The following is a 24,937-nucleotide window of genomic DNA, read 5'->3' as shown; positions in this document are numbered from 1 at the left end:
ATTTAATGTTGTTTGATTTTGATATTACAAAGGTATGTCGGTGATAGGGAGTATTCAATAGATAAAAAGACTTAAATATTGTACTTTTTTCCCGACGAGTAATTTTTTTTAAAATTGGAAGGAGTATTGCCTGTTTTATTGGTAAAAAGGCGGTTGAAATAGGCCGGATCTTCATATCCAAGATCGTAGGCGATTTCTTTAACAGGTTTATCGGTGTAGAATAGTAACCTTTTTGCTTCTAATAAAATTCTGTTGATGATGAACTGATTGGGAGAATCCAGATTTAAATTTTTAAATTTATGGGTTAAGGTCTTTGGGGCAATGTGAAGCAGGTCTGCATAATCTGCTACATTATGTTTTTCTCTGAAATGTATTTCCAGATGTCTGCTGAAGTCTCTGAAAATACCAAGTTCACTGCCTGGTATTCTGAGTGTTTCATTATCTAAATTCTGTTTTTCCCATTTTCGGGTAGCCCGGATGATAATCTGTTTTACATAGGTTCTGATCATTTCCTCAGCAGACGAATCTTTCCATTCAAGTTCATCCTGAATATTCTGAAACAGATCTTTTATAAGAGTCGCTTCGGAAGGATCAAGCTCTACGAAAGGAATCTCAAATACATTATGAAAGAGAAGTCCATCGCATGCTACTTCCTTATCATGGATCTGAATGCAATAAAAATCACGGTTGTAGAAAAGCAGAATAGATTCATCTTTTCCTTTTTGTATGCTTAGATGTTGGTTCGTCAAAAAAAACAGTGAAGGTTTCTTTGTTTTGTAATGATTAAAATCTACCGTAAGTTCGTATCCTGAGGGAATAAAAAATACTTTGATATCGGTTCTGAAATGGTTTCCGTTAAAATTTTCCAGATTTTCTTCTGAAAATATTTCCAGTCCGAGTCTTTTATAGTGATCTTCAAAAATAAGCTGTTGCGGCATACTTTAACTTTAGTTTAAAGATACAAAAAAGCATGATTTGAGCTGTATTAAATTAATGATACCCAAATTTCTGATGTAAGCCATATGGAATTGGAATAAAATAAATGGGAAATATGTTTTTACATTAGATATTATTTTATCATTTTTACAAAGATTTGTATCCCGACCTTTATTATTAACCCTTTTTTTCACAACTGCCTGTATGAGCGAATTAGAAAATATTCTGAGAGAAATAACTCCACTATCTCCTGAGGACAGTTTTCTTGTGTTTGACAGGATTAAAGCATCATTTGATTTTCCATACCATTATCATCCGGAAATTGAAATCAACTTTATCTACAAAGGAAAAGGATACCGGAGAATGATTGGAGATCACACCGGAGAAATAGGAAACATTGAGCTGGTTTTAGTAGGACCCAATTTACCACATTGCTGGGCCAATTACAGATGCAAAAACAGGAAAACCCACGAAATCACAATACAATTTAATCAGGATTTCTTTCAACAGTCACTGATGGAGAAAAATATTCTGAAACCCATCAACAATCTGATGAAAGATTCCATCAAAGGAATTCTTTTTTCCACGGAAACGGCTGAGAAACTAAAAGATTCGTTTCTCAATCTGTCAAAGATGAACAGCTTTGAATCATTCATAGAAATTATGAAAATTCTGAATGAACTGGCAGTTGCAGAAAACAAAACGCTCTTGTCATCATATAGTATTGAGCTTGAAACTTTTGCAGATAATGATAAAATGAAGGTCGTTCATGATTTTGTACATAAGAATTTTGAAAATAAAATAACTCTGGACAATGCAGCCTCATTGGTGAATATGAGCAATGTAACGTTCAACAGGTTTATTAAAAAAAGAACCGGAAAGACTTTCATTAATTATCTGAATGAAATAAGAATCAGCTATGCCGCACGGTGGCTGATGGAAAAGAATCTTACTGTTTTTGAAATCGCTTTTGAAGCAGGGTTTAATAATATTGCCAACTTCAATAAGGTATTTAAGTCCATAAAAAAGACAACTCCTACTGAATTTAAAGAACAATTCAAAGGGGTGAAAAAAATCGAATAATACTCATTTAAAATTCATTTTTTCTGTATCATCAGTTCAAAATAAAACACAAAACCGGGTAGTTATATCCGGTTTTATTTTGATAAAAAACTAAGATAAATCCTCTTTTTTTTGATAGAAATTAATAAGGTGTATTTTGTTGATATATAAAGGTTTAATGGCTTTTAAATAAAATTGCTGAAAAAATAATATCGTTTTATGATAAAATAGTATTATATCAGACTGGTTACAAAATTTAGATTTGTGAATGTGAATTAAATCTTAACAAAACTTTAAATAATTTAATACATAAACGGCAATTTTTTGCTAAGAAAACAATAATTTTTTTTGTATTGAAAAATAAAGCAATGTAATTGATTCTCAATTAAATCTAACGAATCTATACCTTATGAGAAAAGCAGTTATACCTGTTCTGTTCGTTTTTTCACTTTCTGCGAATGCACAGGAGAAAAAATCGGCCGACACTACGAAGACAAACAGTATTGAGGAGGTCGTAGTCACCTCTTTGGGGATAAAAAGGCAGGCCCGCTCTTTGACGTATTCCAGTCAGCAGATTGGTGGAGATGAGCTTACAGAAGTGAAAACTCCCAATCTATTAAATTCAATCAATGGAAAAGTATCCAACGTACAGATCAACAGAACTAATGGTGTAGGAAGCTCGGTAAGGGTGATTATGAGAGGAAATAAGTCTGTCAACAATGCACAGCCATTATATGTAATTGATGGTATTCCTATTATCAATGGAACAGGAAAATCAGCGGATATCGGTCAGTATTCCAATATGCCGGATCCGGGAGATGTACTGAGTTCTATCAACCCTGATGATATTGAAAGCATCAACTTCCTGAAAGGAGCTTCGGCTTCTGCATTATACGGTTCAGCTGGAGGGAATGGTGCTATTTTGATTACGACTAAAAAAGGACGTGCAGGGAAAAGTTCAATTACTTACAGCTCCAGCCTTACAGTTGACAGAGCTTACAGCCTTCCAAAGCTGCAACATAGTTATTTATCTTATGATCCATCTGTATCTGGATCACAACCAGGACAGGCTGTAGACAGCTGGGGAGCAAAGGGATCCTCAAAGGACTATCTTAAAGATTTTCTGCAGACAGGAACGACATGGGTAAACAGCCTTTCTTTTCAGTCAGGAAATGAGAGATCAACAAGCTATTTCTCCATTGGTAATACAACGAATAAAGGAGTGGTTCCGATGTCTTATTTTGATCAGTACAATGTTTCTTTCAGGAATTCAAGTAAGTTTTTGGATGATAAACTGACATTAGACGCTAACTTTATTGGTTCATTACAGGAAAGTAAGAACAGACAGACTCCCGGAGCTTCTTTTTCTCCTTTGACGAGTTTGTACTGGTTACCGAGAGGAGTAGATTTTGATCAATATGGAGCTGATAATTATTCTTATTTAGATAAAACAAGATTTTTGCCGGCTCAGAACTGGTGGGAAGTAAATCCAGACGGAAGTTTCAAAGGAAATCCGGTAACGCAGAATCCTTACTGGATCTTAAACAGAAACCCTGTTACAGTTAGCAATAAAAATACATACGGAGCTCTATCATTGTCTTACCAGATCAATCCTTGGTTAACAGCGAGAGTAAGAGGAAACTATAGCTGGAATATTTCAGATAGCCAGCGTGATATTGCAGCCTTTTCAGCACCAAGTTTACTGGCTAATGGTACTAATGGTAGAATGCTTAAAAATACGTATGAAAATTCTTCTACTTACGGCGATGTTTTGTTAATAGGTAGTCCTAAAATAAGTGAGTCAATCTCTTTAGATTTTACAGTAGGAGGAAGTATCAATACAACAAGAAATAAAATAGGACAAATTGATAATGCTTATCTGGCAAATCCTAACCTTTTCACTTTGAATAACCTTCAGTGGAATGTAAACAGATCGCCAGGAGATGGGTATCATAATATCTATACGAACATGAAAAAACAGGTACAGTCCGTTTTTGCGAGTGCTTCCGTTGGGTATAAAAATATGTTCTATGTAGATATGACCTTCAGAAACGACTGGGATTCTACTTTGGCATTAACAGGAAGAACAGGCTTTGACTACGAATCTGTAGGTGCTAACGCTATCCTATCTTCTATCTTTAAACTTCCGGAAGTGATTAATTTCTGGAAGGTAAGAGGGTCTTATGCAACTGTTGGTTTGGGATTACCTACCAATATTACTAATGCAATGGTTGAATATAGCAAAGGGTATGTATATGGAGTAGACGCAGGAACAATTGTGTATCCTAAAAGTTCTTTTGCTACAGGTTCTGGTTTTGAAGCATTGCTTCCAAAGCCAGAACTTAACAAAACTTTTGAAGCTGGGACAGAGTTAAGATTGTTGAATAACAAATTAAATTTTGATATTACTTATTATAACTCCAATACCAGTAACCAGTTGTTGGAAACTACAATTCCGTCCTATTTAGGAGGACTGGCACCTGGATCATATTATATCAATGCAGGGAAAATCCGAAATACAGGTTTTGAATCTTCATTATCGTATAAAATATTTGGTTCAGAGAAATTTGGATGGACAACTACATTGAATGCATCAGCTAATAAGAATAAGATTGTTGAATTATTTCCTACAAGTATAAGTGTTTCTCAGGAGCTTACTTTCCCATTGACTGGTGGAGGTGATTATACAAAACTTAAACTGGGAGGATCTTTTGGAGATCTTTATGGAATCAAGTTTAAAAGAGATGATCAGGGACGTATTCTTGTGAATGAAAAAGGCGTTCCTTTAGCAGAGGGTATTCCTTCTTATCTAGGAAATCCTAACCCTAAATTTATTATGGGATTCAATAACTCATTTAATATTGGTAAATTGGGAATATCATTCCTTATTGATGGTAAATTTGGAGGTAAAGTTCTTTCTCTTACAGAAAAAGCGAATGATATATATGGGGTAAGCCAGTCGACTGCTGACGCAAGAGACGCAGGAGGTGTATCTATTCCAAATGCAGTCTATGCACCTGGGACACCTAATGCAGGACAAGCTTATACTGGATTGACGAATGCAAAAGATTATTATAAAGCAGTAGGAACAACCGAAGGATTTGGAAAAGGAGTTGATGAAGCTTATCTGTATAGTGCTACAACAATACGTCTACGTCAGGCATCTGTTTCATATATGTTTGATGTCAACTCAAAATATTTGAAAAATGCAACGGTAAGCTTAGTAGGAACCAATTTATTTTTCTTCTATAAAAAAGCACCATTTGATCCGGAACAGGTATCAGGAAATACGCCTGGTGGAGTGGGAGTAGACTCATTCGGTCTGCCGGTTACCAGATCTATCGGATTATCATTAAAAGCTAACTTCTAACTTTTACAATTACGAAAATGAAAATTAATACTATTAAAACATTGGTATTTGGAGCAGCAGTGCTGTTTTCCGCATCAGGATGTACCAATGACTTTGATCAATATAACCAGGAAAAGCTGGGAGGCCCTGAAAATTTTTACGCAGATTTTATCGCCGTTGTTAATCCTATGAAATCTATCCAGAGAGGGCTTCAGGCAGATTATCAGCTGTATCCTAACTTAAGTGCAGATATGTACAGCGGAATGTTCAGTACAGCAACACCATTCAACGGAGGGGTAAATAACCTTACTTATTCTATGATGGACGGGTGGAACAACAGGATTATTGCCAGACAACAGGATATCTTTAACTATTCTATCATTATTGATAATGCCGCCAAAAACAATTATCAAGGAGTTGATTTTACAGGAACATTTGCTGTTAAGAAAATTCTTAAAGTGATTACAGCAGCTAGAGTATCAGATAATCACGGTCCGGTAGTTTACAGTAAATATGAAAAACCGAATCCTAACGGAGTTACTGATTTTGATTCCCAACAGGATGCCTACAATTATTTTATCGCTGACCTTAGTACTGCTATTACAGACTTGCAGAAAGTAATGGCAATGCCGGCGACAAAGAACGTAGAAGATAAAACATCATTGAAAAATGCAGATTTAGTGTATGGAGGAAATATGGCTCAGTGGGCAAAACTGGCAAATTCATTAAAGCTGAGGTTAGCAATGAGAATAAGCTATGCTGATCCTGCAAAATCAAAACAATATGCAGAAGAGGCTTTGGCTTCATCTGCAGGGTTGATTACTGATAACGCAGACAATGCTTTGATCAGTGTAGGACAATCAGAATTGAGCTTCATCATTTATTCATGGGGAGATTGTTTAATAGGTGCACCTTTGATGGCTTATATGAACGGATATAACGATCCAAGACTTCCGGCATATGCTATTCCGGCATCAGATGCTGGTTTACAAGGAAAATATATAGGAATACGCCAGGGGATTGATTTACTAAATGGTAAATCAACGTACGGAGGATTCTCACAACCACAGGCAAAATCTGCCAACGGAGATTATTTTTCCGGTACAGATGGTAAAATGAAATTATTCACTGCTGCAGAAACATGGTTCCTGAAAGCTGAAGCTGCTTTGAGAGGATATGCAGGAGCAGGAGATATTCAAACCAACTATACTACCGGAGTTCAGCAGTCTTTCGGAGAATGGGGAAAAAGTGCCAATGTTGCCAGTTATCTTGCTGATACAACTTCTACAGAAGCACCTTATCTTGATCCGAAAAATGCAGACAATAACGTACCTGTTGGAAATCCTCAGTTAAGTACTATCACGATTGCATGGAATAACGGAGATACCAACGAAAGAAAATTAGAAAGAATCATTACTCAAAAATGGCTTTCTCTTTATCCAAACGGACCGGAAGCGTGGGCTGAGCAGAGAAGAACTGGATATCCGATTCTCTTCAAAGTAAGAAAAAATGACAGTGGTGGAGCGATCAGTACAGAAGCCATGATTAGAAGAATTCCTTTTACTATTGATACCAAAACTTCACTCTATAATTACCAGCAGGCTTCACAGATGCTCAACGGACCTGATACCGGAGGTACTAAGCTATGGTGGGATAAGAAATAAAAAATATTCAGAATCACTCATTAATAAAGAGACATCTCAACATCAGATTTTTATTTGACACATTCATTGAGGCGGGAGAATAGAGTAGAATCTCCAAAAAAATTATAGTTTCGTTTTTTTTAGCCTGAATGAATCTTTGAGATGTTCTCTTTTATTTAGAATCTTATTTTTAAATATGGGAAAAAACAACTCCGGAACCCGTCGGATACAGCCAATTCTTTGGATTTCCACATTGTACTTTGCAATGGGTGTACCCTTTGTAACTATTAATGCGGTTTCAGGAATCATGTATAAAGATATGGGAGTTTCGGATTCACAGATCACATTCTGGACAGCCCTTATCCTGTTTTCCTGGACGTTAAAGCCGCTTTGGAGCCCGTTCCTGGAGATCTATAAAACAAAAAAATTCTTTGTTGTTTCTACTCAGTTTGCCATAGGAATTCTGTTTGCATTAGTAGCGTTAAGTCTGCCGATGCATGATTTTTTCAAATACAGTATTGCACTTTTTGCTGTAATAGCATTTTGTGGAGCTACCCATGATGTGGTAGCAGACGGAACGTATATTGGCTTTCTTACCAATAAAGAGCAGGCAAAATATATAGGTTGGCAGGGCGCTTTTTATAATCTGGCGAAGATTATCAGCAGTGGAGCACTCGTTTATTTTGCAGGTATTTTAGAAAAAACAAAAGGCGTTACCAATGCCTGGATGATCATTATGGTGATCTATGCATTACTGTTTTTTGTATTGGCTATCTACCACTATTTCATTCTGCCAAAAGAAAATAAAGAAGAACTGAAAGATGAGAAAACAGCCGGAAATGTTCGTAAAGAACTGTTGGAAGTGATTACCTCTTTCTTTACCAAAAAGAAGATTCTGTGGTGTATACTCTTTATCATTCTATATCGTTTTGCAGAAGGATTTGCAATCAAAATTGCTCCATTATTTTTTAAAGCTCCAAGAACTTCAGGAGGATTGGGGTTATCCACTTCAGACATCGGACTTGTCTATGGAACTTATGGTTCCGGGGCATTCATTTTAGGTTCTGTTCTGGCGGGATATTTTATTTCAGCCCGCGGACTGAAAAAATCTTTGATCTGGTTATGTTGTGCATTTAATATTCCATTTGTGGTATATGCTTTATTAGCGCATTATCAGCCTTCAGATCTATTGCCTGTGGGAATTGCTGTGGTGGTAGAATATTTCGGCTATGGATTTGGTTTTGTAGGATTAATGCTCTACATGATGCAGCAGATTGCTCCAGGAAAACACAAAACGGCCCATTACGCATTTGCAACAGGAATTATGAATCTTGGCGTAATGATTCCCGGAATGTTCAGTGGGATGATCAGTGACTGGATTGGATACAAAATGTTCTTTATCTGGGTCCTGATTGCTACGATTCCTGCATTCTTGGCCACTTTATTCGTTCCTTTCCCTTATCCGGAAAATCAGAAAGAACAACAAATCAATTAATAATAATTTAAAAATAAAAAGTAAAAAATACTTTATGACAGCTCAATCAGTAATGATCCCCTGGCAGGATCGCCCGGAAGGTTGCAATGATATCATGTGGAGGTTTTCCGAAAACCCGATCATTAACAGATACGCGATACCAACATCCAACAGTATATTCAACAGCGCAGTAATTCCTTTTGAGGATGGATTTGCAGGGGTATTCCGTTGTGATAACAAAGCAGTACAGATGAATATTTTTGCCGGTTTCAGTAAGGATGGAATCAATTGGGATATCAATCATGACCCTATTGAAATGCAGGCAGGAAATACAGATATGATCGAATCCGATTACAAATACGATCCCCGCGTAACCTTCATTGAAGACCGCTACTGGATTACATGGTGCAACGGTTACAATGGTCCTACCATCGGAATTGGATATACTTTTGATTTTAAAGAATTTTTTCAGTGTGAAAATGCCTTTCTTCCCTTCAACAGAAACGGCGTTTTATTCCCTGAAAAAATCAATGGTAAATATGCCATGTTGAGCCGTCCTAGTGATAACGGACATACGCCTTTCGGTGATATTTATATCAGCTACAGCCCTGATATGAAGTACTGGGGAGAGCACCGTTGCGTGATGAAAGTAACTCCTTTTGAAGACAGTGCATGGCAGTGTACAAAAATAGGAGGGGGGCCGGTTCCTATCAAAACAGAAGAAGGATGGCTGCTTTTCTATCATGGAGTGATCAATACCTGCAGAGGATTCAGGTATTCTATGGGAGCAGCTTTGCTTGATCTTGAAGATCCTACAAAAGTATTGTACAGAACGAAGCCTTATCTGTTGGCTCCGGCTGAATTGTATGAACTGACAGGAGATGTACCGAATGTGGTTTTCCCTTGTGCAGCCCTTACAGAAGGTGACAAAGTAACAGTATATTATGGTGCTGCTGATACCGTAGTTGCGATTGCCTTTGGATATATCTCAGAAATCATTGATTTTATGAAAAAGAATTCAATTTAATACAGTAATATAAAGTTTAGGAAAATAGGTTAATCATCTTAATTTTCCCGTTTTCTGGGAATTTTATAATGGTTTTCCTATTTTTAAACAAAAAAATCTCCGATACCTCTCTTATCATGAAAAAAGAACTGATTATCTGCTTTTTTATAGCCCTGTTTTCTGTAGCCAGTGCCCAGCAAAATAAAAATGATGTTTTATCCTGGGTAGACCCTTTCATAGGCACAGGAGGACATGGCCATACGTTTCCGGGGGCAACTACGCCTTTCGGGATGATACAGCTGAGTCCGGATCAGAATACAAAAAGTGGCGACTGGGACTGGTGTTCCGGATATCACTACAGCAGTAAAACGATTATGGGATTCAGTCATAACCATTTGAGCGGAACAGGATGGGCAGATCTTGGAGATATTCTGGTAATGCCTACTGTGGGACAGGTAAAAATGGTTCCGGGATCTGAGGAAAACCCTGAAACAGGTTACCGTTCAAAATTTACGCATGATAAAGAAGTGGCATCTCCGGGATATTATTCCGTAATGCTGGACAGCTATGGAATTAAAGCAGAACTTACTGCTTCCCCGAGAGTCGGATTTCATAAATATACTTTCCCGAAAAGTGATGAGTCCAATATCATTATTGATCCTACTAACAAAATCTTCGGAAATATCTACCACACTTTGGTGAGTGTAGAAGGTAATAATAAAATCAAAGGGTACTGTTACAGCAATGGCTGGGGAGGTAAACGATTTGCATACTTCGTCATGGAGTTTTCCAAACCGTTTAAGTCTTACGGCGTTTATGCTGACGGAAAAATCAAAAATGATGAAAAAATTGCCCTTGCCAAGGATGCTAAAGCCTTTGTAAGATTCTCTACAGAAGATCAGGAAAGTATTGAAGTAAAAGTATCACTGTCTCCGGTGAGTACAGAAAATGCACAGGAAAATTTCGATACTGAAGCAAAAAATATTGACTTTGCAAAAGCGAAGGAAACAGCTCAAAAGACATGGAGAGATTTGATCGGCAGATTCCAGGTGACTGGAGGTACAGACAGCCAGAGAAAAATTTTCTACACAGGCGTTTACCACACATTCATTGCACCAAATCTTTATATGGATGCCAATGGAGATTATGTGGCCGCTCAGGAAAACATGAATACAAAATGGTTCACGAATTACAGTACCTATTCCTACTGGGATGGATTCAGAGCAACTCACCCGCTGTTGACCATTATGGATCAGAAACACACAAAAGAATTTGCCAATTCCCTGATCAGCAGATATACAGATCGTAAAGACCACATGCCAATCTGGGAACTTTGCGGATATGATAACTTCTGTATGTTAGGGTATCACAGTGCTTCGGTAATTTGGGATGCTATTTCCAAAGGTGTTCCGGGTATTGACGCGGAAAAAGCATTTGCTGCTATGAAAGATGCTTCTTTAACAGATAAAATGAGCAGCAGTGATGGTGGCGGAGGTCTTAATGATTATATCAAGTTAGGCTACACCCCATCAGAAAACGGTGCTTCAGTTTCTGCAACACTGGAATATTCATATGATGACTGGTGTATTCAGCAGCTTGCAGAAAAACTAGGGAAGAAAGAGGAATCAGAAGTATATAAAAAACGTTCTATGAACTTCCTGAACACTTTCAATAAAGAAAACAATCACTTCTGGCCAAGACAAAAAGACGGGAAATTCTTAGCAGATTTTACTCTTAACGACTGGAAAAAACTGCAGCCACACTGGGTTTCCGGAAATATCTGGGCTTACGATTTCTTTGTTCCTCATCAGATTGATGAAATGATGAACCTGTATGGAGGGAAAAAAGGATTTGAAGAAAAACTGGATAAAACCTTTACAGAAGCCCTTCATATGGAAGGAGAACAGCATGTTGATATCTCAGGATTTATCGGATCTCTAGGATTTGGTGATGAGCCGGGACATCATGTTCCGTACCTGTACAATTATGCAGGAAGCCCTTACAAGACTCAGAAAATGGTGAAATTTATCCGTGACAATATGTACGCGGCAAAACCGGACGGAATCGTCAATAACGAAGATTGCGGGCAAATGTCAGCATGGTATATCTTCTCATCATTAGGATTCTATCCTGTGACACCGGGGAAACCTGTTTATGCTATCGGAGCACCACAGTTCCCAAAAGCTTCTTTACAATTGGAGAACGGAAAAACGTTCACCGTGATTGCAGACAAAATATCTGACAAGAATATCTATGTTCAGAAAATGTTCCTGAACGGAAAAGAATACAAAAGCTGGGAATTGAATCACAGTGATATTATGAACGGTGGTGAGCTTAGATTTGTAATGGGCAGCAAACCGGTAAAATAAGACTAATAAAAATAAACGAAACAAAGTATCAATGGAAAGGAGAAATTTTATTAAAACAAGTGCACTGGCAGGAGCCGGATTGCTGTTTACTCAGAATGTTTTTGCAAAAAATTTAGTATTGGACGATTTTCCTGTTGTCCGCGTTCCTAAAGAAAAAAGACATTTTACCAGCGAATCCGTAGAAAATGCTATTGCTGCTTTTAAAAAGAAAGTTAAAAACAAAGAACTCAGCTGGCTCTTTGAAAACAGCTTTCCCAATACATTAGATACTACTGTTTTCTATAGTGAAACCAACGGAACGCCTGATACGTACGTAATCACAGGGGATATTGATGCTATGTGGCTTCGTGACAGTTCTGCACAGGTTTTCCCCTACCTGCAGTTCTCCAAAAAAGATGAAAAGCTGCACAAGCTGATCTCAGGAGTGATTCATAAGCAGACTACTTTTATCCTGAAAGATCCTTATGCAAATGCTTTCTACAACGATGACCAAAAGATCAGTAAATGGAAAGAATATGACCATACCGATATGAAGCCGGGAACCCATGAAAGAAAATGGGAAATTGATTCTCTTTGTTATCCTATCCGTCTGGCCTACCACTTCTGGAAAACAACAGGAGATACAAAACCTTTCGATGCCAACTGGCTGAAAGGAATAAAACTTACTTTGCAGACCTTTACAGAACAGCAGAGAAAAAATGATCTGGGACCTTACAAATTTGAGCGTACAACAGCATGGGCAACAGATGGAGTTCCTATGGGTGGATATGGTTATCCAACGAAACCTGTAGGATTGATCAGTTCTATGTTCCGTCCAAGTGATGATGCTACCATCTACGGATTCCTGATTCCATCTAACCTATTTGCAGTAGTAAGCTTACGCCAGGCTGCGGAAATGGTTTCTCAGATTAAAAATGAAAAAACACTGGCTCAACAACTGAACAGCCTTGCTGATGAAGTAGATGCAGCCATCAAAAAATACGGAATTTACAATCATCCTGAATTTGGAAAAATCTATGCTTTTGAAGTGAATGGCTTTGGAAGCTACAATCTGATGGATGATGCGAACTGTCCAAGCTTGCTGGGACTGCCTTATCTGGATGCGGTGAAAGCTGATGATCCTGTGTATTTGAATACAAGAAAATTTGTGTGGTCAGAAAATAACCCGTTCTTCTTCAAAGGAAAGCTGGCAGAAGGAATAGGAGGTCCACATATCGGATTGGATATGATCTGGCCAATGAGTATCATAATGAAGGCACTCACTACCAATGACAAAAGTGAGATCAGATGGTGTATAGATACCTTACAGAAAACGCACGGAGGAACAGGCTTTATGCATGAATCCTTCCATAAAGACGATGCTAAAAAGTTCACCAGAGAATGGTTTGCATGGGCAAATACGCTATTCGGTGAATTGTTATGGAAAACCTTTAACGAAAACCCGGAGCTACTGACATAGCCCTTCCTTTTATATGGTGTATTCATTTGAGATTCCTTCCTGAAAAAGAAGGTGTCAGGGGAATGCTATATAAAATTCAGACACCAAAAACACCTTAAAAAAATTATACAATGAAAAAAAAATCCATCTTTACCGCACTGATTGCCATGATGCTTCAGTCTGGTTCTCTGATTAATGCACAACAGCTTAGTCCTACCGGAATATGCTATGTAGAAGTGAATAACAACAACCTCCTGAATGCAGGAGCGTACAAACTGCAGACATCGAACAGCTATCTGTTTAATGTGGTAAATATTTTTGCGGCCAATATTAATTATGATACCAGCCGTGGAAGAGCTTATCTGTATTCCAATAATAACGTTACCAAGGTTCTTACCAATGCAGATACCTACATAAAGCCACTTCAGCAAAAAGGAATGAAAGTAGTACTGACGATTTTGGGAAATCACCAGGGAGCGGGAATCTGTAATTTCCCTACCCGTGAAGCAGCAAAAGACTTTGCATTACAACTTGCCAATACAGTGAATACCTATGGTCTTGATGGAATTGATTTTGATGATGAATACTCAGAATACGGAAACAATGGGACAGGGCAGCCTAATGACAGTTCTTTCGTAATGCTTGTTCAAGAGCTCAGAGCCTTATTACCGAATAAAATTATTTCGTTCTATTATTATGGTCCTGCCGCTTCAAGACTTTCCTGGAATGGTGCCAGAGTAGGAGACAATGTCAATTACAGTTGGAATGCCATGTACGGAACATTCTCTGTCCCAAATGTACCTCCTCTTACCAAAGCACAAATCTCTCCGGCAGCCGTATGGATGGGGAATACTTCCAATTCTACAACCACCAGTCTGGCCACCCAAACCAAAAATGGCGGATACGGAGTATTCATGTGGTATGATTTACATGGAACTAATGAAACGTCACAACTTTCAGCAGGAACTCAGACGTTGTACGGAGAGCCAACTGTTTTAAGCGGTACTTTACAGTCATGGACACAAGGGGCAAATTGTGATGCGCCTATTGGGTTGTACACAAGCAATCTTACAGGAACAAGTGCAAAACTGAATTGGTCAGCCGTAGGGACCAATACCTATGATATTGATTATAAACCGGCTTCTTCAACAACTTGGACGAATGCTGTATCAGCAACAGGCTCCACTTCTGTAACCATTTCCGGATTAACAGCCAATACTGAATATGACTGGAGAATCAGAACGAATTGCAGTGTGAAAAGTGCCTATATGTTTGCTCCAAGATTTACAAGCACTTCAGGAACGACTCCTACAGGTTCTTACGCATTATCTTTAGATGGAAGCACGGAATCAGGAGCGGCCGGAAGTATGAACCTGAGCGGTTCTGCATTATCTTTTGAAGGCTGGATCAAACCTTCGTCATTTAAATCAGCATCTCCATATATTTCTTCTATCATGGGAACAGAAGTAAGCGACAGCAATTCTGCATTCTTACGATTAGGAGATGCCAGTCTGGCAAATAATAAACTCCAGTTTGTTGTAAGTATTAATAATGTACAGCAAAAACTGGCCTCTGCAACAGCTTTGAATGCCAATACCTGGTATCATGTGGCGGCTACCTATGATGGTGCCAACATGAAATTGTATATCAACGGTGTTCTGGATGCAACTAAAGCACAAACCGGAAATGTGAATTCAACAGGAGCATTCAATATAGGATATTTATATAATACATCAAGAAACTTCAATGGAAAAATTGATGAGGTAAGAGTATGGAAACGTGCATTAAGCCAAACGGAAATCAGTCAGAATATGTGTAATGTAACAGTTCCGGCTACATCATTGGCTGCCTACTGGAAGTTTAACGAAGGCAGTGGTTCTACTGTTCAGGATACTTCAGGAAATGGCGTGACTTTAACATTGACAGGTGTTGATGCTTCCAATTGGGGAACAGATCTGCCATGTACAACAGGAACTTCATTATTAGCAAGAAATGCTTCGATCCAAAAGGCAGTAAATGCAGGACAGATAAACATTAAAAATCAGATAAAATTATATCCTAATCCGGTAAGCAAGTCTTCATCACTTACAGTGTCTGTTCCGGATGAATACAGCAAAGGAAAATTAACGGTTTATGATTTTAATGGAAGAATCGTAGATACGAAATCACTGAACTCCGGAGACAATCAGTATGAATTGACCAGACTTTCGGCAGGAAACTATATTCTTCAGTTTGAGTCTCATGATGGAAGCTTAAAACAATCCGAAAAACTAATTGTAAAATAATAACCACAGTCATTGGGCTTCGGCCCAATGATTTTTCTACTACAAAATTGATATACTATGAGAAAAAAATCCTTTTTTATTCCCTTGATGGCCTTAATGCTTCAGGCTGCTCCATTACTCAAGGCACAGCAGCTAGATCCTTTAGGAATCTGCTATGTGGAGGTGAACAACAATAATATGCTGAACGCAGGTTCCTATACTTTGCAGAATACCAACAGACAGCTTTTTGACGTTGCTATTATTTTTGCAGCGAATATCAATTATGATGTTTCTAAAAACAGAGCTTATATTTCAAACAATAATAACGTCACTAAAGTCCTTAATGATGTCACTACCTATGTAAAACCTTTACAGCAAAAAGGAATAAAAGTATTACTGGATCTTTTAGGAAATCACCAGGGAGCAGGAATTTCTAATTTTCCAAACCGTGAAGCGGCTAAAGATTTTGCGTTACAGGTTGCTCATACTGTCTATACTTATGGCTTGGATGGAGTAGACCTTGATGATGAATATGCAGGATACGGAAATAACGGAACGGGGCAGCCTAATAACAGTTCTTTTGTCATGCTTCTGCAGGAATTAAAAGCAGCAATGCCGGATAAACTGATTACATTCTACTACTATGGCCCGGCTACAACCAGACAAACTTATAATGGAGATTTAGCAGGAAACTATATTGATTACACATGGAATGCGATGTACAGTACATACAATGCGCCTGTTGTTCCTCCTCTTAATAAATCCAAAATTTCAGCTGCTGCAACATGGATTCAAAACTCGAATCCAAGCTCAACTTCTGCCACTACACTGGCAAGCTTAGCAACCAGCACAAAAAATGATCAATATGGGGTATTCATGTGGTATGATCTGGCAGGAACTAATGTAGCCAGCTACCTGAGTACAGGCTCCAATATTCTCTATAATGAAAATACACTTTTAAGTGGTCAGTTGTATTCATGGTCTCAGGGACAAACATGTGATCCGCCATTAGGACTCGATGTTTCAAACGTGACAGGAACTTCAGCAAAACTGAACTGGACTTCCAATGCTTCCCAGTCTTATAATATTGATTACAAACCGGCCAATTCTACAGTATGGACGAATGTAGCCAATAATTACTCAGGAAATAATATTGTCATCAATAACCTTACCCTGAATACCAATTACGATTGGAGAATACAGTTCAACTGCTCACCGACATTAACAAGTACTTATATTTTTGCACCAAGGTTTAACTCCGGAAGTGGCTGTACTACGCCATCAGGATTAACTTCCGGAAGTTTCCTTGGTAATACTGCTCAGCTATCCTGGGATGCAGGAAATGCAACTTCATATACACTGCAATATAAAACTGCAGCAGCTACAACATGGTCTGAAATTCCGAATATTACAACCAATTCTTACGCACTTCAAAATCTTACCCCAAATACAAGTTATGTATGGAAAGTACAGGCGGGATGTGCCGGAGGAACTACAAGTACTTTTTCAGGAGAAGGATCATTCAACAGTGGCTTTGCACCTGTTACAAGTCCCGGAGCAAGATCTCTTTCTTTCAACGGAAGCACGCACTATCTTAATGCAGGACAGTTTAACCTGAGCGGAAATGCGATGACATTTGAAGGATGGGTAAAAGTAAATGCTTTCAAAACAGGATTCCCTTATATTTCATCAGTAATGGGAGTGGAAGTAGGGGATAATAACTCGGCAATGCTTAGATTCGGAGACGGAAATCTGGCGAATAACAAACTTCAGTTTATCCTGAGCTTCGGTTCATCACAGGTAAAATTGAATACAAATACAGCATTTAATACCAATACATGGTATCATATAGCAGCCACTTATGATGGGGCAGCAATGAAAATTTATGTCAACGGAAACCTTGATGCAAGCTTTGCGGTGACAGGTAACTTTACAGCAAACGGAATTCTGTATTTGGGAAGAAACTATGACAATTCCCGTACAATCAACGGATTCCTTGATGAATTCAGAGTGTGGAAAAAAGCGTTGACTCCTCAGGAAATATTGAGCAACAGCTGTAATGTTCCTGCCAATTCCACTGGCCTTGAAGCTAATTGGAAAATGGATGAAGGAAGTGGTTTAGGTGCATTGGATGCTACGGCAAACACTCATTTTGCAGCCCTGATCAATATGACAGATGCCAACTGGAGAACAGACGTTGCCTGTGCTTCATCTCTTGCCGTGAAAGATATTGAATCGGTAAAAGAGAACAGTACAGTCTATCCAAATCCTGTGAAAAGAGGAAATGATATTCACTTTGCCATCAGCGACAACTCTGCAAGTGAAGTGGCATTGTATGATGTTTCAGGAAAATTATTCAAAAAACAGAGCATTAATCAAAATAATAATGCTGTGAATACGCAGGATTTAATCAGTGGTACTTATATTTACAAGATTACATCCGCAAACAGTAAAGTACTATCAACCGGTAAAATTATTGTAAAGTAAGATTCAGATAATGATATAGTTATCAGGATTATAAATATAAAGTCTGAAATACAAAGCAGACAGACATGATATGTATTCCTGTTTGTCTGTTTTTTCAGTCACAGGATGGCTTGAATTAAAAATAAATAATAATGCAGAATATGGTAGGAATAGATATCGGAGGGTCACACATTACGCTGGCTCAGGTAGATCCGGGAAAACGTGAAATCATTTCATCAACCTATGTAAGAGAACATGTAGATGCTTTTGATAAAAAGGAAGTTATTTTTTCAGCATGGGTTTCGGCCATTGAAAAAGTAGCTCACAATCTGGTAAAGGAAGACCTTTTAATTGGTATCGCAATGCCGGGACCTTTCGATTATGAAAACGGAATATCACTGATGCAGCAGGGAAAATTTATTGATATCTATCAGGTCAATATTAAAGAAGAGCTGGCAAAAAGACTGGATATTTCTCAGGAACAGATTCATTTTGTAAATGACGCGGCGGCCTTCATGGAAGGGGAAGTATTCGGAGGTTGTGCTCAGGGATTCGGTAGTGCTTTTGGAGTGACTCTCGGTACAGGATTGGGAACGACATTCTTTAATGGAGAATTTGCTTCCGATGAAGACTTGTGGGATTCTCCTTTCAGAGATTCTATCTGTGAAGACTATCTGGCAACACGCTGGTTTGTGAATCATTATAAAGAACTGACCGGAAAAGAAATCTCAGGAACCAAAGAGTTGTTGGATAAGTCTGCAGAAATACAGACCAGAATGTTTGATGAATATGCAGACTCTTTTTCAGAATTTATAGTGAAATATGTAGATCGTTACAAACCGGAAGTTTTAGTTATAGGAGGGAATATTGCCAAGGCTTATCCTTATTTTGAGCAAAGATTTATTCAGAATTTAACAAAGAATAATATTAACTTGCAGGTTAAAATTTCTGCTATATTTGAAGATGCGGCCATTCTTGGAGCTGCCAGCTATGCATTAAAAAAGCTTATATAAATTAACAAACGAAAAGATACAATGAAGTTTATATTTTCTACTTGCTTACTGTTATTACAGGCCTGGGCTTTAGGTCAGAATGTATCTCCCGTAGATTATGTGAATCCTTTGATGGGAACACAATCCAAACCCTCATTATCCAACGGAAATACCTATCCGGCAGTCGGACTTCCATGGGGAATGAATATCTGGATACCACAGACCGGTAAAATGGGCGATGGATGGGCATATACCTACGATGCAGATAAAATAAAAGGATTCAAACAAACCCACCAGCCATCTCCCTGGATGAATGATTATGGCGCATTTGCCATCATGCCGGGAGTAGGAAAAGTGAAATTTAAAGAAGACGACAGAGCGAGCTGGTTCAGCCATAAAGCTGAGGTTACTACGCCTTATTTCTATAGTGTTTACTTAGCTGATATTAATGTTACAACAGAATTTACCCCTACAGAAAGAGCCTCTTATTTTAAATTTGATTTTCCAAAGACAGACAGTGCTTATGTAGTGGTTGATGCACTGAACAAAGGATCTTATATTAAGATTTTACCGAAGGAAAGAAAAATTCTGGGTTATACGACAAGATATTCTACCGGGAAATATGAAAATTTTAAAAACTATTTTGTCATTCAGTTTGATAAAGATTTTGAACTGACAAAAACATGGAAAGACGATAAACTGGTGAATGATCAGTTAGAAATTACCAGTGATCATACAGGTGCCGTAGTAGGGTTTAAGCTTAAAAATAAAGAGACGGTTTATGCAAAAGTAGCCTCTTCATTCATCAGCTTTGAACAGGCAGAACTGAATTTGAGAAGAGAAATCGGGACCAAAAATTTTGAACAGGTAAAAACGGATGCTAAAAATATCTGGAACAAAACATTAGGGAAAATAGACGTAAAAGGAGGGACGGATCAGCAGATGAGAACCTTTTATTCTTCTTTATACAGGACTTTATTCTTCCCACAAAAGTTATATGAAATAGATGCTCAGAACAAAATAAAACACTGGAGCCCTTACAATGGTAAAATTGCAGACGGAAGAATGTTTGCAGGAACCGGTTTCTGGGATACTTTCCGTGCTTTATATCCTTTCCTGAATCTTGTTTATCCAGGTATCAATGTAGAAATGCAGGAAGGATTGGCCAATGCTTACAAAGAAGGCGGTTTCTTACCAGAGTGGAGCAGTCCGGGATATTCTGATATTATGATTGGAAACAATTCTGCGTCTGTAGTGGCAGATGCTTACATTAAAGGACTTCGCGGATATGATACGGAAGCCCTTTGGCAGGCTGTAAAACACGGCGCCAATAATGCAGGTCCTATCGAAGCTGTGGGTCGTGCAGGAGTAGAATATTACAACACTTTGGGCTATGTACCTTACGATGTGAAAATCAATGAAAATGCTGCAAGAACACTGGAATATGCTTATGATGACTTTTCAATTTATCAGCTAGGAAAAGCACTTGGAAAACCGGCTTCAGAAATTGATATTTATAAGAAAAGAGCTTATAATTATAAAAATGTCTTTGACAAAGAAACAGGCTTAATGCGTGGTAAAAACAAAGATGGTAACTTCCAGAAACCTTTCAATCCTTTCAAATGGGGAGATGCTTTTACAGAAGGGAACAGCTGGCATTACACATGGTCTGTCTTCCAGGATATCGACGGTCTGGCAGAACTGATGGGTGGAAAGAAGAAATTCGAAGCCAAATTAGATGAGGTATTCTCATTACCACCGGTTTTTGATGACAGCTATTATGGAGGCGTGATTCACGAGATCAGAGAAATGCAGATTATGAATATGGGGCAGTATGCCCACGGAAACCAGCCGATTCAGCATATGATCTATCTGTACAATTATGCAGGAGCACCTTACAAAACGCAATATTGGGCAAGACAGGTGATGAATAAATTGTATCATGCCACTCCGGATGGATATTGCGGAGATGAAGACAACGGACAGACTTCTGCCTGGTATATTTTCTCAGCTCTAGGTTTTTATCCGGTGACGCCGGCTACAGATCAATATGTGTTGGGAGCACCATTGTTTAAAGAAGCAACCATTCATCTTGAAAATGGTAAGAAAATTGAAATAAAAGCTCCGGAAAATAATTCCGAAAATTTATATGTAAAATCTTTGAATGTAAATCAGCAGCCTTACTCCAAAAACTGGCTTAGCCATAAAGAACTGATGAAGGGCGCTGTGTTAGACTTTAAAATGGATAGCAAACCTAATAAAGAAAGAGGTTCTCAGGAAAAAGATTTTCCATATTCAATGTCAAAAGAAGAATCAAATAAATAATTTTTAATTTAGAAATACAAGCTGTATGAGTACAGAAAAAAAAGAAATATTCGACAGAGTAGAAAGCATGCTGCAGACACAAGGTTTCAATATCGCAGCAAAAGATGATACAAGACCATGGGGAGGTTTCTTTGTGATTGATGAAACACAGGCGCAGGATTTTGCCAACCAGTATTTCGATGGTATTGATGTAGACAACCTGAGAATAGGAGGGAAGCTAAGCCCGAAAATTCTTATCGTTGCTCCGGAAGCAAGATTAAGCTGGCAGTACCACCACAGAAGAGCCGAAATCTGGCAGGTAGTGGAAGGAACTGTAGGAATCAAAAGAAGCAATACCGATGAAGAAGGAGCGTTGGGAGAATATGGTCCAAAAGATCAGGTGAAACTTCAGCAGGGAGAAAGACACAGATTGATAGGTCTTGCAGGCTGGGGAATTGTAGCCGAAATCTGGCAGCATACCGATGCATCCAATCCTTCAGATGAGGATGATATCGTAAGGGTACAGGATGATTTTGGAAGATAAATAGAAAAATCCGCTTCATTGAAGCGGATTTTTTTATTGAGTAAGGAAGCTTGAGGCTGGAAGAGGGGAGTTACTGGAGGTTTTCATAACTTTTGGATTTTCTCCGCTATTAGTGGCAAATTTTACCTGCTTATGATAAAAATTAAACCTTATAGATTTCTGAAACCTATAAGGTTTTTGTGTATTCAGATTTTATCCTCAATAAGATAATTTTTACTTGGTTATAGACACTTCCAGCTTCATTCTTCCAGCCTCCAGCCTTTAAAACGTTGTCTATTATTAAGAGTTTACCAGTAGTTTATCCCATATAAGAACTTTATAGGCTAATAGCACTTCCAGCATCAGTCTTCCAGCTTCCAGCTTTTAAAACGTTACATCCAGCCCCACATAGACGTTTGCCTTCATAATGGGTGCATATACCATTCCTCCGTCAAAATGATTCCCGAAAGGATTTTTAAAATCAACAATCGCATTTTTCTGATAATAAGAAGTAAGGTTTTCACCACCTACATAAGCTCTGATCTTTTTATTGAAATTTCTTGAGATCTGAGCATTAAGAACGGCATACGATTCCGAATAGGTTGGTAGCTGAAATTCGGCCGGATTGCTTGAAGTATCAGGAAGTCTCTGTTTTCCAACCCAGTTTAAAGTCGTATCAAAACTCCAGAATCCTCCGTTATTATTTTTATTGGTAGAATATGCTAAATTCACAAATCCTCGGTGCTTAGCCATGAAAGGAACTTCTCTTCTTCCTCCGATATAATCTGCCTGTACATCATAATATTTATAAGCAAGCCTCACATCAAAGTTTTTGAAAGGGGTGAAGTCCCACTGGGTTTGGAATGAATTGGCAAATGATTTTCCTTCCAGATTATAGAATGTCAGCTGCTGAGGAGATTTGTCAAGATCCACCAATACCTGATCCTGGAAATCTGTTCTGAAGAAATCGGCAATGATGCTGGATTTTCTTCCGAATAATTTGAATTCCTGCTGTAAACTTGCCCCATAGTTCCAGGCAATTTCAGGTTTTAATCCATAAATATTTCCTCCGTTGGATAAAATATTGATTGCTCTGTTCGATGCAAAATACTGCTGGCTTTCCGCAAATACATTAGCTGTTCTGAATCCTCTTCCCGCAGAAAGTCTTAAAATAGTCTGAGGCGTAAAATCATACTTGAAATTTAGCCTTGGCGTAAACTGAGTTCCTGCCAGATTGTGAAAATCCACTCTGGTTCCTGCTACTAATGTATATTTTAATCCCGTTAAGGTATATTCAGCAAAAATACCCGGTACAATTTCATTTCTTTTCAGATCGTTCAATAAATACGTTTCCTTATAACCGTCATATAAGAAACTTGCTCCGGCTTTATACTTATGGTTGGTATTTCCAATAATACTTTCAAAGATTAAATTGGAATAATACGTATGCTGCTGCCCTGCATAATTTCTCAGTCCGAAGAAACTATCCTGCTGATGATACACATATTGGTTCATCCATCCGATACTTTGGTAAGGTTTTCCTTTAAAAACATATCCTGTCTTATTCCAAACCTGAAACCTTGAAATATCAATTCCTACTCCATAAAAAGGCTGTTTGTCCTGAGCCAGTTTTTTATCAAAACCAACCTGTCCTGCCGTTCTTTCATCACGGATAAAGTTAATTCCGAAGTGAGATCCGAATCCTGACTTTTCAAGGTCGTTATAATTCAACAAATACGCGGCATTGATCTGGGTTCCTTTTGGTCTGTCCAGAAAACCGTCATCATTCATATCCGTGTTCCCGAAAGTTCCGTTTCCGTGAAGAAGGAAAGTTTGTGACCATTTATCGTTGATGGGAGAGACGTTGGTAATATTCACTTCAGCTCTTCCATTAAAATCAGAAAAAAGGTTCAGTGACGTCTCAGGAGTCTTCGCATTCTTCAAAAGTTCAGTATTGATCTGTCCTGTGATGCTTTCATAACCATTTGTTACAGTACTTCCTCCCTTAGTAAGCTGAATACTTTCAATCCATCTTCCCGGAATAAAATTTAAACCATAAGCAGAAGCCAGACCTCTGATTTCGGGTAACTGTTCCTTCGTTAAGCTCGTATATTTCTGATCCAGACCAAGCATTTTCAGCTGTTTTGTTCCGGTAACGGCATTGCTGAAAGAAACATCTACAGTTGCATTGGTTTCGAAACTTTCGGAAAGATTACAGCAGGCTGCCTTTAAAAGTTCCTTTTTATCGATATTAAAAACAAGACCAGCTTCTTTCTTGCTTAAAGAAGTTGCTGCCTTAGAGCCTGTTACCACTACACCGGCAATGTTTTTTTCATGTTGGGAATGATCCTCTTTAGCTGATGAGGTTCCGTTCTCTTTATGATCTTCATGCTTTGTAGCTTCTTCATAATGTACTTTTGGATTAGGTTCACCAAAAGTAAAATCTCTGTCATACAGACAACATCCCGGAAGACCATTGTAAACAGCATCTGAAGCCTTATACTTTTCATTATCATGGCCAGCATCAGCAATAGCTTTTAAAATTTTATCTGATGAGGTTTTTGACGGGTCAAAATTTAAAGTAACCGTTTGTTTTTCTGCATTCCATTCTGCAACACTGGCTCCGGCATCTTTTGATGCTTTTTCAATTCTGGCTTTACATGAAGCACAGTTTCCTCTCACATAGAATTCATTTTCTTTTTTAGCGGAAACAGAAGCATCTTCGTGATGATCAAGGTGTGTTTCTGCCTGAGAAGGCTGCAGGTTTCTGTCATAATGACAACATCCCGGAAGTCCTTCATAGGTTGTATCAGACGCTTTGAATTTCTCATTATCATGACCCGCTTCTGCTACCTTTTTCAGGATGTCTTCGGAAGGTATTTTGTCTGTTTCTAATGTTAATATCTGAAGATCAATAGAGTAAACTGCTGTTTTTGCGCCGGCTTTTTTCGCGGCACTTTCAATTCTTGTTTTGCACATTTCGCAGTTCCCTTTTGCCTTGAACTGATTTTTTGAAAGTGTTTGAGCAGATATAAATTGTGTAAATAGGAATAATGCACCAAGTATTAACCTGGAAATAGATAATTTCATTTTATTTAAAAGTTTAAATTA

14 protein-coding genes are annotated in these 24,937 nt (G+C 38.2%); 12 read left to right on the top strand and 2 right to left on the bottom strand.

The features are described 5' to 3' along the window. Positions 1 to 71: 71 nt before the first annotated feature. Positions 72 to 938, bottom strand: coding sequence for a helix-turn-helix domain-containing protein (locus ACPF63_RS20370; protein ID WP_426481099.1), 867 nt, complete (start codon positions 936 to 938; stop codon positions 72 to 74). 202 nt (positions 939 to 1,140) lie between these two features. Here ACPF63_RS20370 and ACPF63_RS20365 point away from each other — a divergent pair, with 202 nt between their 5' ends. From ACPF63_RS20365 to ACPF63_RS20310, 12 genes are all read left to right on the top strand, one after another. Continuing rightward, positions 1,141 to 2,019 carry an AraC family transcriptional regulator gene (locus ACPF63_RS20365; protein WP_426481098.1) on the top strand — a complete coding sequence of 293 codons (879 nt, stop codon included), beginning with the start codon at positions 1,141 to 1,143 and terminating at the stop codon, positions 2,017 to 2,019. 388 nt (positions 2,020 to 2,407) lie between these two features. Continuing rightward, on the top strand, positions 2,408 to 5,368 hold the full coding sequence (locus ACPF63_RS20360; protein ID WP_426481097.1) for a SusC/RagA family TonB-linked outer membrane protein: 2,961 nt from the start codon (positions 2,408 to 2,410) through the stop codon (positions 5,366 to 5,368). 17 nt (positions 5,369 to 5,385) lie between these two features. Then, positions 5,386 to 7,011 carry a SusD/RagB family nutrient-binding outer membrane lipoprotein gene (locus ACPF63_RS20355; protein WP_426481096.1) on the top strand — a complete coding sequence of 542 codons (1,626 nt, stop codon included), beginning with the start codon at positions 5,386 to 5,388 and terminating at the stop codon, positions 7,009 to 7,011. A gap of 175 nt (positions 7,012 to 7,186) precedes the next feature. After that, positions 7,187 to 8,485 carry an MFS transporter gene (locus tag ACPF63_RS20350; RefSeq protein ID WP_426481095.1) on the top strand — a complete coding sequence of 433 codons (1,299 nt, stop codon included), beginning with the start codon at positions 7,187 to 7,189 and terminating at the stop codon, positions 8,483 to 8,485. Between the two features lie 34 nt (positions 8,486 to 8,519). After that, on the top strand, positions 8,520 to 9,491 hold the full coding sequence (locus tag ACPF63_RS20345; protein ID WP_047376309.1) for a glycoside hydrolase family 130 protein: 972 nt from the start codon (positions 8,520 to 8,522) through the stop codon (positions 9,489 to 9,491). Positions 9,492 to 9,607: 116 nt separating this feature from the next. Next, positions 9,608 to 11,839, top strand: a complete 2,232-nt coding sequence (locus ACPF63_RS20340) for a GH92 family glycosyl hydrolase (RefSeq protein ID WP_426481094.1) — start codon at positions 9,608 to 9,610, stop codon at positions 11,837 to 11,839. Between the two features lie 31 nt (positions 11,840 to 11,870). After that, positions 11,871 to 13,298 carry a glycoside hydrolase family 125 protein gene (locus ACPF63_RS20335; RefSeq protein WP_426481093.1) on the top strand — a complete coding sequence of 476 codons (1,428 nt, stop codon included), beginning with the start codon at positions 11,871 to 11,873 and terminating at the stop codon, positions 13,296 to 13,298. A 110-nt stretch (positions 13,299 to 13,408) separates the two neighbouring features. Then, positions 13,409 to 15,562 carry an endo-beta-N-acetylglucosaminidase H gene (locus ACPF63_RS20330; protein WP_426481092.1) on the top strand — a complete coding sequence of 718 codons (2,154 nt, stop codon included), beginning with the start codon at positions 13,409 to 13,411 and terminating at the stop codon, positions 15,560 to 15,562. Positions 15,563 to 15,619: 57 nt separating this feature from the next. Next, entirely contained in the window at positions 15,620 to 18,028 is a 2,409-nt protein-coding gene (locus ACPF63_RS20325; RefSeq protein WP_426481091.1) for an endo-beta-N-acetylglucosaminidase H, read from the top strand. Positions 18,029 to 18,159: 131 nt separating this feature from the next. Next, entirely contained in the window at positions 18,160 to 19,020 is an 861-nt protein-coding gene (locus ACPF63_RS20320; RefSeq protein WP_426481090.1) for an ROK family protein, read from the top strand. A 21-nt stretch (positions 19,021 to 19,041) separates the two neighbouring features. Then, positions 19,042 to 21,324, top strand: coding sequence for a GH92 family glycosyl hydrolase (locus ACPF63_RS20315; protein ID WP_426481089.1), 2,283 nt, complete (start codon positions 19,042 to 19,044; stop codon positions 21,322 to 21,324). 25 nt (positions 21,325 to 21,349) lie between these two features. Beyond that, complete coding sequence (locus ACPF63_RS20310; RefSeq protein ID WP_426481088.1) at positions 21,350 to 21,847, top strand: phosphoheptose isomerase; 498 nt, start codon at positions 21,350 to 21,352, stop codon at positions 21,845 to 21,847. Positions 21,848 to 22,210: 363 nt separating this feature from the next. On the opposite strand, the gene ACPF63_RS20305 is transcribed toward ACPF63_RS20310, so the two are convergent. After that, entirely contained in the window at positions 22,211 to 24,916 is a 2,706-nt protein-coding gene (locus tag ACPF63_RS20305) for a TonB-dependent receptor domain-containing protein (RefSeq protein ID WP_426481087.1), read from the bottom strand. Positions 24,917 to 24,937 lie beyond the last annotated feature (21 nt).

Origin of the sequence: Chryseobacterium sp. R2ACT005 (genome assembly GCF_049949215.1) — a bacterium.
Lineage (GTDB): Bacteria > Bacteroidota > Bacteroidia > Flavobacteriales > Weeksellaceae > Chryseobacterium.
The sequence above is the reverse complement of the archived record's forward strand: the minus strand, read 5'-3'. Positions and strand labels throughout refer to the sequence as shown.